Genomic DNA, 8,236 nt, shown 5'->3' with positions numbered 1-8,236 from the left:
TGACCTGAGACCCGACTTCCCTCCAGCGTTTGGGAGAATCCGTCGGTTGATTTCTGGCCTTATGCAGCCTTGGTTTCCAGTCTCGATTTCAACGCAAATTCCCGCGGCGTGAGATTGCCGAGCGATGAGTGGGGTCTGTGTCGGTTATAGTCGTCCTTCCATGCTGTGATCTTCTCTCGGGCTTCGGCGAGCGATGAGAATAGGGTTTCATTCAAGAGTTCGTCGCGGAAGCTGCCGTTGAAACTTTCCACGAATGCGTTCTGCATAGGCTTTCCCGGTGCGATATAATGCCAGTCGATCCGTGTCTCCTGGCACCATCTGAGCACCGCCATACTGGTCAGTTCCGTCCCGTTGTCGCTGACAATCGTTCTGGGACGTCCACGCCGCGCCATGATCGCCGTCAGTTCACGCGTGACACGCAGACCGGAGAGCGACGTATCGGCGACGAGCGCCAAGCATTCGCGGCTGAAGTCGTCTACGATGGCGAGCACCCGGAACCGTCGCCCATCTGTGAAGGCGTCAGACATGAAGTCCAAGCTCCAGCGTTCATTGGGGCGTTCCGGCATCAGCATTGGCCTTCGCGTTCCGAGAGCACGCTTTCGACCACCTCGCTTGCGGACTTGCAGCTTCTCTTCACGATATAGCCGCCTCAGCTTCTTTTGGTTCACCTGCCATCCTTGACGCTCGAGCATGACATGGACATGGCGATATCCGAACCGGCGACGCTCAGCAGCCACTGCCTTCATTGCCTTGCGCAGACCCGCGTCGTCCGGGCGCACGCTTTGATACCGCACACTCGACCGATCAACGCCAAGAACAGAACACGCCCGCCGCTGGCTTACCTCGTGCTCTTTGCACAAGTGCGCCACAGCATCCCGCTTCGCGCCGGGCGTCACCACTTTCGCGAGGCGACATCCTTCAACATCGCGTTGTCCAGCATCTGCTCGGCCAACAGCTTCTTCAGCTTCGAGTTCTCGTCCTCCAGCGACTTCAGCCTCTTGGCGTCCGACACTTCGAGGCCGCTGAACTTCGCCTTCCATTTGTAGAACGTGGCCGAGCTGATCCCATGCTCGCGGCATACATCAGCCGTCGAAACGCCGCCCTCCTGCTGCTTCAGGATCGCGATGATCTGCTCTTCGTTAAACCGTGATCTCTTCATTCTGTTCGTCTCCTTTGTTGGGGCGAACTCTACCTCAAACTGGAGGAGAAAACGGGTCTCAGGTCACCGGATAACCGTAGAGTTGGACGACCTGCGGGATGCGATCCTCGGTGCAATGACGCCAGCACGCCCCAAGCTCAGAGCGGCCGCCTACCTGGCCACCAGCCTTCGCACCATCGATTATCTCGTCAACACTGGCGACCTCGAACTCATCAAGCGCGGACACTCCCTGAAAGGCTATGACTTCCCGGCAGTCTCCGAGTCCAGCCTGAACCGCTTTCTTGTCGACCACACGACCGTCGGACGGCTCGCCAAAGGGATCGGCCAGAACTTCATGTTCATGATGCACGCCCTCGAGAAATCCGGTATCGAGTCCGTTCCTGTGCCAAAGGGCGTTGGGCGCTACTACCTGCGAGAGCATCTCCTGGAACGCGTGTCGTTCATGAAGTTCGAAATCCCGAAGGAGTTAGATTGGGCGACGGTGTAAGTGGGCGGAGAGCGGAAGTTCGCTGCGAGTGCAAAGAGCCAGTCGTTGTCAAAGCAAGTGCGGACCTTGGCGCGGAGGCATTGGTCGACGGGTTCGCACCTGCTCTAGTACAACTCACTTTGAGGCCAAGCAGACAATCTGGAGGCTTGAGCGGACGGATAACAGGTTTTGTTTGGCCAGTCCTTGTCGCTGCACCTGCATTGCCGGATAGAGTTTGCCTGTTTAGAGTGAAAAAACGGGCAGGTACTCAACTAAAGTAAGGATAGAAATGCACGCGAAGATCGTCCACCTAAGTGATCTCCATTTCAAAAACGACGCTGAAAATAGGAAGCGTATTGAGTATCTGAAAACGGATCTCCAGCGGCTGGAAGCTGAAGGAGGGGTCTTCACCGCTTTCACGGGCGACCTAGTGCAGGCTGGTGATCGGAACGAAGACTACGATGTGCTTTTCGACATACTCATCGCTCCGCTTTCAGAAATGGGTCATGAAGTCTTGGTCATTCCCGGAAACCACGACGTTCAACGCTCAGTTGCGAACCATGAATTCATTGAAAGACATCTGGCGGATCGGACTAGCTCTTACCTCTTTCAAAGGTCCCGCGAGATGGTCCAACCAAACTTTGATGAGGTAGGGGACCCTCTTGAACATTATCGAGCGATTGAAGAAGTTCTCGGGCCATATGACCATCATACTTACTACGGCTACTCTCGAACGCGCGGGGGCTTATCGTTTGTCGGAATGAATACGACTTGGTTATCGCGCGAGAGACCTGCTGGGGAAACTGACAGGGGAAAATTAAGGTTAGAACCCTATGTTCTGGATAAGCTCTCCGAAAAGCTGCCTTCCGAAACTACGAAGGTTGCTCTCTTGCACCATCCCGTTGACTGGCTTGAGGAAACAACGAGAGACGCAGTATCCAAACTACTCATGAACCGATTTGATATAGTTCTTTATGGCCATGTTCATGCGACGGATTTGACAAATCTGACGCAGATTGGTGCCGGATGCATCTTTATGCAATCGCCACCTTTACGGTCGGGCTGGTCGAAGGGCAGCAATGGGTACACCATTATCCAAGCCAATTTGGAGCACAAAAAATTTGAAGTAGAGTACCGCGCCTATTCTGAGACCCGCCGCAAATTTATCCTTGGAGAGGATTTCGCCCCTAAGGGAATACTAAGGCCAAGAGAGGAAGACGAAATCTTCTATAGCATGAAGCCTTCCGGCGAGACACTCATAATGAGATTTAACGAATCGGAAACCTTTGACTATACTGCGTGGTACAGGGCAAATATTCGTGCAAAATCCAAGACTACCTCCAATTTCGTAAGCCCCAAGGCACGGAAAGTGTCGGCGGATCAGGACGATACTTGGCTGGAACCAGCTTTGCCGGTGACACAGTTGGCCAAATCGTCTTTTCGAGATCAGTACTATATTGCACCGCTAGATTCGGGCTTGACCACTGCAGCTTTCTTGACCTTCAAAGAGATTGCTGATGGCTTCAATAGCCTCAGGAAAATTCCTGCATTCTTCGATGCTAAAGAGCAAAAGATAAACAAGGCTTCGATCCTCAGAGAGATAGGTCGCACATGCCTTGTTGGCTACAGCCATGCTGAAGTTGAGGCATTGGTGAACTTGGGTGGCGTCTGCGTCATAGTGGATGGCCTTTCTTTGGCAAACGTCGAGCAGTTCAACCTATTTCGCGAAGTTGCTGGTAAGTTCTTTCCAAAGGTTCGCTTCATATATTTTCTCACTACTGAGCAGCGTGGGGCACCGTCAGTCGGTAGCGCCATTCCAAATCTAAATTCGGAGACAGACGAGGTCTACGAGTTTGCTCAGATGGATGTAGCAGACATTCGCGAGATGGTGTCTCTTCGTTCCTCCGAACACAGCGGCTATCCTATAGATTCTGTCGTGTCACAAGTAGTCGAATCCTTTAGGCAAATGGATGAGCCAGTTTATGCGAGCAGCGTGGCAGTTGTGGTCGAAACGCTGAATCAAGATCCAGAGTTTAAGCCGATCAACAGAGCTCGCCTTCTCGAACGATACGTCGAGTGCCTATTGGGTCGCTTTGACCTAGAGGATGTGCGCGAAGGAACTTTTGCTTCGAGTGACAAGATTGACCTTCTAAGTTTCGCTGCTCGGCGAATGCTTGAAGAAGATGTCCAAGGCATAGCTGAGGAAGCTTGGAGCGAACTATGCGACGACTACCAAAGAGCTTATCTAATTGATCTTCCAAATCACCTTCTTGATGAGTTCATTGAGAAGGGAATTTTGACCATTTTTAGGGGTCAGGTGACATTCAGGGGAGATTACCTTTTTTCATTCTTTGTTGCTCGCCAGATGAAAGCTGACCCGAAGTTCTCGGAAGAACTGACCACAGGAGAATCGCTCTTCAAGTATCACAAGGAAGTTGCTTTCTATGGTGACCTAGAGGGCACAGAGACACGAGGCGTTCTTGACTCGATCCATGCCGCGCTTGATTGCTTACAAGCTATCCTCACTGAAAACTACTCAGACGCAGGCGTTGACCTTGCCGCAGAGTGGCGAACAACCTGCATTGAACAGGATGGCACCTCGAGCCAAACGGAGGCATTTGAAAACGCTGCTGACAACTTGGGTCGGGCGGGCGCAACTCCTGAACAGGCTGATAGGTTCGATAATTCCCAACTTTCGGAGATAGTTCGGCGTCGTGGCGTTACTAAACGAATGGCTGTGATGGAAGCAGAGGCAAAACTGCTAGTCGCGCTAAGGCTCTATGCTGCCCTTTTAAAAAACGCCCTTCAAGTTCCTGCAGCCGAGAAACTCAGGCATCTATCTAAGCTATTTGAGTCTGCGGAGACTTGGGTGGGCTTCCTCTGTGCCTATCGAGACGAGATTACTTCCAATCCAGTTGTAATGATAGGAGGCATTAGAATTATTAATGCCACTGCATTGATCGATTCGGACCGATCTGCGCGTGAGTTCAAGTACAATGCGCCAAATAGTATGTCGCGAGTTCTTGCCGAAGCGCTAAAAAACCCTCAATTGGCCACCGCACTCCGCAAAGTGTTGCCTGAATTGCAGCCAATGAGTGCTCTCTTCGCTCGTGATGCGCTTCTTGGCCTTCCTAGCGGTGAAAATCGGGAAGCGTATCTCAGTAGCCTAAGAAATGAGAAGGACATCAACCTGGCAACTGCGTCTCTAAGGACGCTTCGAGGAAGATATCTAGCTTCGGGACGAAACAAGGCCCAGAGAGAGCATATCGAAGCGGTAGTTGACCAGTTGTCGCGGATTGGCAGTTCTGTGGGCAATATCAACTTCGACAAGTTGAAAAGGGCGAGGATGATTCAAGACATGAAAGAGAAAGCAAATAGCCAGCACAAGGAAATTCGTTGAAGGTGTAGCCTAGTCAAGTGAAGAATGCGCAACTCAGACGCGATTGAAAGCGAGCGCCCGCAGCGAATGACCGGTGTGGAGAAGCTGCAACGCAGCGCTCGAAGTTGGGGTGAAGGTCCTGTGTGGATGGCTCCTGCATTGCAAGAGTTTTTTGTGATTGCGACGGTCTGTCAGTACAGTCGCGTGTCCGGCCTGTTCGCGCGGCGGTTGCCGCTGGCCCTGATGAGTTCCGCAAGCAAGGTTCCAATCGGCTAAACGACCTCAAGGGCCGCGACATTCATCGGAGTGTCCTGGCTTTTGGTTGACTTCGTTTCGCATCATCACATCAAGTGTCTTGCATCTCGCGGCAGGATCAGACGATCGGCTGCCGGTATTCCTCTCGTTTCGTCAGCAGTGCCCAGATGATCCGAGCGGATTTGTTGGCCATGGCGACGGTTGCGAGCCGGAACGGTTTCTCGGCGAGCAGCTTGGCAGTCCACGTGTCCGCCTTCTAGGGTTTATTCTTCGCCATCAACGCTCGCGATGTCATCCCGACGATCAGCAGCTTTCGGATATAACGGTCACCCTTCTTGGTTATCCGTCCCAAGCGCTCTCTGCCACCGCTGGATTTGTTCAGAGGCGTCAGACCCAACCAGGCTGCCAGATCGCGCCCTGTCTTGAACTGGCGGGCATCGCCAATGGTGGCGACAATATCGCCGATGCTGCAAGGGCTCCGATGGCAGCAACGAGCCCAAATTGATTGATGCTGCGGTGAGCATGAATGTCAGCTTTCAGTTGAAGGGGTGAGTCCGGCTGGGGGCGAAAGTGTATCACAAGCGCGGATTGTCATGATTTCGGTCATCTGCATTAAACTGTGAGCAAAATAAGCGTTTGAAATTCAGGTGGTCTTGGTCCGAACAATGTTCAGCGTGTTCTTCAAGCCCGCTTTGATCAGCGCTTTCGCAAGGCCTTCACTCATGAACCAGGCGTCATCGATATGTGGGTCCGCCCAGATATCGGCCCCCTGTAGGGCACTGGCCTTTGTTCGAACAAAATCTTCTTCCTCTCGCGCAACGCCGGACAGGCTGAAAACATCATCGTAATAAGGTCGCATACGCGGTGTTTCATCCCGCCGTACCGTATCCTTGGCGTTGCCGATGCAAAGAATGCTGGCCTCTTGCTCAATCGGCGTCGTGCGATCGAACTGGTAAAGCTGAACGGGCAGGAAATACCCATTCCCCATATCGTAGCGGTTGAAAGTCTCGATGATCTTCGGGGTGAAGAGGAAATTCACCGGTCCGAAAAAGCCCGGAAGCTTCTCATCGAAGTGCTCATTCCTAGAATGATAGAACTTCGTTGGCATCTCGTCTTTGGGAACGACTTCACCCGCGCCCACGCGGCGCGTTATTTCATAGGTTTTGTCGACTTCGGCTTGATCCTCGAGCTCCGGACCAAAGTCAGGAAAGAAGCCATGCTCGAAGGATGAACCACCCCGCATCCCTGTCGACATCCAGATCTGTTCGCTCATGTGTTCTCTCCTGATTTGCTCACGCCCATCTTTACCAACGTTTCCTAATCCACCAAGCACCCTATGATCGCATGCAGGGCGCATCACAGAAACAGGGACGGCATTGAATGGCATATCGGTTCAATACGAAGACGATTGGTTATTATACGGACTATTTCGATTGTCTCGACGGTGATCTAAAAAAGGTCACCAACCCCGATCAAAGCGTGGATGTGGGGAAATCTCCGCCTGAACAAAGATTGTCGCGGGTTTGCGGGCGTCCGATCGACCCGACCTATCTGCCCACGCGCTTGCGCCCCAAGGGCCGGCGCAAGAAAATGGGCGATCTCTATCACGACCTCATCGGCACGCTCTGCTCGGAGAAGGTCAAGCGCATCGTCGAAGAGTTCGAACCGGGGGGTCACGCGTTTTACCCCGTCACCTTCGTCTGGAAGAACGGGGAAGAGGATCACGGCCATTACGTCTGGATCGTGCAGAATGCGATCAAGGCCCTGCATCCTGACCTGGTCTATCCACCGTATTCAGGGCCGAATGAGCGTTGGGCTGGGGACAATCCACGGAAATGCCCAGACCGCAAGATGGTGTTCAGCAAGGAACGGATCGGCAACGCCCATATCTGGTCGGACCCACAATATCACTACAAGCGGTTCATGACGGATGCGCTGGCGCAGGCGTTTCTTGATGCTGAGGTGAGCGGTTTTGCACCGGATCTGCCGGTCGAGGTTGTTTAGAGTTTAAAGGGGTTTGGGTACGATGAATTGCACTGCCTTACCGCGATGTTCCCGTTTCCGAACCGGAGGTCTGTCACGACCGCAGCGAAAGCTCACTTTGTCCCGCAGATTGTGAGTTCGACCACTGGCGAGTTTTGCTCTCGCAGGGAAAGTCCGGTTCGGTGAAGCTGCAATGCGGCGTCGCGAGACTCGATGAATGGCTGGTTTGGGCCGCCCGCGAAGACGGCCCAAGTTGCTAGATTTCAATGGCCTCTGCAATCGCAAGGGCATCTTCCAGTTCCACGCCGAGATACCGGACGGTGCTGTCCATTTTGGTGTGCCCAAGTAGCAGCTGGACCGCCCTCAGGTTGCCCGTCTTCTTGTAGATCTGGGTCACCTTTGTTCGCCTCATCGAATGCGTTCCGTATGCGCTGGCCTCCAGACCGATCGACGTGACCCAATCTCGGACGATCCGGGCGTACTGGCGTGTCGAGATGTGCAGACGTTCATGGAACCGACCCGGCCAAAGGTACTCCGAGCCGACCATGAGCTCATCTTCCATCCACTTTTCGACAGAGGCGCGTGTGCCCTCGGATATCTCAAATCGCACAGGTTTCTGGGTTTTGCTTTGAAGGACCGATGCCCGTTCTTTGATCTGACCAGACGCCATGACGTCGACGACTTTCATCTTCACCAGGTCGCAGCCGCGCAGTTTGCTGTCGATGGCCATATTGAACAGCGCAAGGTCGCGATGGTTCTCGGCCAGTTCAAGTCGAACGCGGATTGCCCAAACGTGTTTGGGTTTCAAAGGCCGCTTCTGACCAACGATGCGACCCTTGTTCCATGCGGGGCGAAGCGCACGAATGGCCGGTAAGTTTGGTGTTTCCATGACTGATCCTCCGATCCGCCATGCCCTCCCACAACGACAACCCGACGTTGACGATGCCACCATATCACAGGATGCTGCGTCGCATCCGAGGTCGGCTTGGAGCCC

At 53.4% G+C, this 8,236-nt stretch carries 6 protein-coding genes and 1 pseudogene; 3 read left to right on the top strand and 4 right to left on the bottom strand.

Features of this window, described 5'->3' with window-relative positions:
- Positions 1–59: 59 nt before the first annotated feature.
- A protein-coding gene (locus CLM60_RS01855) for an IS3 family transposase (RefSeq protein ID WP_095587531.1) occupies positions 60–1,159 on the bottom strand; the annotation gives its coding sequence in 2 pieces (ribosomal slippage) (positions 60–898 and positions 898–1,159; 1,101 coding nt in all).
- 82 nt (positions 1,160–1,241) lie between these two features.
- Here CLM60_RS01855 and CLM60_RS01850 point away from each other — a divergent pair.
- Together CLM60_RS01850 and CLM60_RS01845 are read left to right on the top strand one after the other, a co-directional pair.
- On the top strand, positions 1,242–1,646 hold the full coding sequence (locus CLM60_RS01850; RefSeq protein ID WP_095587530.1) for a hypothetical protein: 405 nt from the start codon (positions 1,242–1,244) through the stop codon (positions 1,644–1,646).
- 268 nt (positions 1,647–1,914) lie between these two features.
- Complete coding sequence (locus CLM60_RS01845; RefSeq protein WP_095587529.1) at positions 1,915–5,025, top strand: metallophosphoesterase; 3,111 nt, start codon at positions 1,915–1,917, stop codon at positions 5,023–5,025.
- A gap of 352 nt (positions 5,026–5,377) precedes the next feature.
- On the opposite strand, the pseudogene CLM60_RS01835 reads toward CLM60_RS01845, so the two are convergent.
- Both CLM60_RS01835 and CLM60_RS01830 read right to left on the bottom strand, forming a co-directional pair.
- Positions 5,378–5,713 (bottom strand): annotated as a pseudogene (locus CLM60_RS01835) (transposase); the annotation flags it as partial.
- A 189-nt stretch (positions 5,714–5,902) separates the two neighbouring features.
- Positions 5,903–6,532 (bottom strand): hypothetical protein, encoded by a 630-nt coding sequence (locus CLM60_RS01830; RefSeq protein ID WP_095587527.1) that lies wholly within the window; start codon positions 6,530–6,532, stop codon positions 5,903–5,905.
- Positions 6,533–6,639: 107 nt separating this feature from the next.
- Between CLM60_RS01830 and CLM60_RS01825 the strand changes: the two genes are divergently transcribed.
- Positions 6,640–7,263, top strand: coding sequence for an imm11 family protein (locus CLM60_RS01825; RefSeq protein WP_095587526.1), 624 nt, complete (start codon positions 6,640–6,642; stop codon positions 7,261–7,263).
- 235 nt (positions 7,264–7,498) lie between these two features.
- On the opposite strand, the gene CLM60_RS01820 is transcribed toward CLM60_RS01825, so the two are convergent.
- The gene (locus CLM60_RS01820; RefSeq protein ID WP_093037018.1) at positions 7,499–8,131 is read right to left on the bottom strand and encodes a tyrosine-type recombinase/integrase; all 633 of its coding nucleotides are present in this window, start codon (positions 8,129–8,131) and stop codon (positions 7,499–7,501) included.
- Positions 8,132–8,236: the final 105 nt, after the last annotated feature.

The sequence above is a fragment of the Actibacterium ureilyticum genome (assembly GCF_002285435.1).
GTDB classification, from domain to species: domain Bacteria; phylum Pseudomonadota; class Alphaproteobacteria; order Rhodobacterales; family Rhodobacteraceae; genus Actibacterium_C; species Actibacterium_C ureilyticum.
Note: the sequence above shows the minus strand (reverse complement) of the source record. Positions and strands in the feature narration are given on the sequence as shown.

Bases quoted from the DNA above. Each gene is read 5' to 3' on its own strand.
- CLM60_RS01830 (WP_095587527.1), bottom strand. From the start codon at position 6,532: ATGAGCGAACAGATCTGGATGTCGACAGGGATGCGGGGTGGTTCATCC.
- CLM60_RS01820 (WP_093037018.1), bottom strand. From the start codon at position 8,131: ATGGAAACACCAAACTTACCGGCCATTCGTGCGCTTCGCCCCGCATGG.
- CLM60_RS01825 (WP_095587526.1), top strand. From the start codon at position 6,640: ATGGCATATCGGTTCAATACGAAGACGATTGGTTATTATACGGACTAT.
- CLM60_RS01845 (WP_095587529.1), top strand. From the start codon at position 1,915: ATGCACGCGAAGATCGTCCACCTAAGTGATCTCCATTTCAAAAACGAC.